Below are 1,420 nucleotides of genomic sequence, written 5' to 3'. Positions count from 1 at the left end.
TGGCGGTTTTTTTACGTAAATGATGAATATGCACTTCAATAGAGTTGCTGCCAACTTCATCCCATCCATAAGTTAACTGTTCAAGTTGATTACGGGTTAACACGCGACCTGCTGATTGAGCAAATTCGAGTAATAATTGATATTCACGACGTGAAAGCGACACTAACTCATCGCGAAAATGAACTTCACAGCGGGCAAAATCAATGTTGAGTGCACCGTAACTGAATTGGTTATTATCTAGGCCATGCTGGCGTCGAATAATCGCTTTAAGCCTCGCGATTAATTCCCTCACATCAAAAGGCTTACTTAAATAATCATCTGCACCAATATCTAAACACATTAAGCGAGTGTCAAAATCTGTATTTGCGGTCAACACAATTATAGGTAACGAGATACCATTTTTACGCCACTGTTTTAATAAGTCAGCACCATTGCCATCGGGTAAACTTAAATCGAGAATAATGGCGCTAAAATCTTCATTTTCTAAGGCGATTTGTGCTTGATTATATGATGCTAAATGATCGACCTGAATACCTGATTTAGCTAAACTCATCACGATGCCTTGTGCTAACAGCTTATTATCTTCTACTAATAACACCCGCATTCACTACCCTTATTCATTAACGAAATACCTTAAAATCGACACCTTGTTGCTGTAAAAAATCTTCAGCATCAGCTCCTTTTAGCATCGACATTGTGGCCAACATTCCAGCCATAACACAATTGGGCGCCAGCACAGTGACAGATAATGGCGCTTGTTCTACGGGGTATCCCGTTTGAGGATTAATAATATGCCCATAACGTTTACTGTCTACCTCAATATAGCGCCGAGTAGTGCCACTAGTGGCTAACGCACCTTGGCGAATAGTTAACAGTGCTGCAGCGTTATCAAGCTTATGCGGGTTTTCAATCCCTACCTGCCAGCCATCACTTTTGGTGACAGGGCAAGCAATGTCGCCCCCAAAGTTGACTAATACCGATTGATTTGGCCAACGATTCGTTAATCTTTGTGCAGTGCGATCAACCGCATATTCCTTACCGATACCGCCAAAGTCGGCACTCATGCCTGCAGGCATGCAAACGGTCTTATCAGTCAATGCAATGCGATCAAAACCCACCTTAAGCAAAGCGGCATCAATATCAGTTTGTAACGGCACTCGATGGTTACCATCAAAGCGCCATAACGCCATTAAAGGACAGGCACTGATATCAAAAGCTGATTCGCTTAATTGAAAACACTGTTGAGCAAACTGTAATAAATGAGCTGTTTCGGCATCGATCGGTGTGGTTTCACCTTGGGCAAGGTTTAACTGCCAAGCTATGTTACCTTCAATAAAACGGCTGAATTTATGTTCTATACGCTTTGCTTCGTCATAAGCAATAGTCAGCATTTGCCTCGCAGTATGCTCATCATCAACCG

Annotated in this window: 2 protein-coding genes; both read right to left on the bottom strand. The window is 42.3% G+C overall.

Annotation, left to right across the window (positions count from 1 at the left end; all coding sequences use genetic code 11):
• On the bottom strand, positions 1–604 hold a 604-nt coding region (locus CXF78_RS00465; protein ID WP_102035683.1), incomplete at its 3' end, for a response regulator transcription factor.
• Between the two features lie 16 nt (positions 605–620).
• Positions 621–1,420 (bottom strand): FAD:protein FMN transferase (locus CXF78_RS00460; protein ID WP_102035682.1); only part of this gene is annotated, 800 nt, incomplete at its 5' end.

Source organism: Shewanella sp. 11B5 (genome assembly GCF_002836795.1).
Lineage (GTDB): Bacteria > Pseudomonadota > Gammaproteobacteria > Enterobacterales > Shewanellaceae > Shewanella > Shewanella frigidimarina.
Note: the sequence above shows the minus strand (reverse complement) of the source record. Positions and strands in the feature narration are given on the sequence as shown.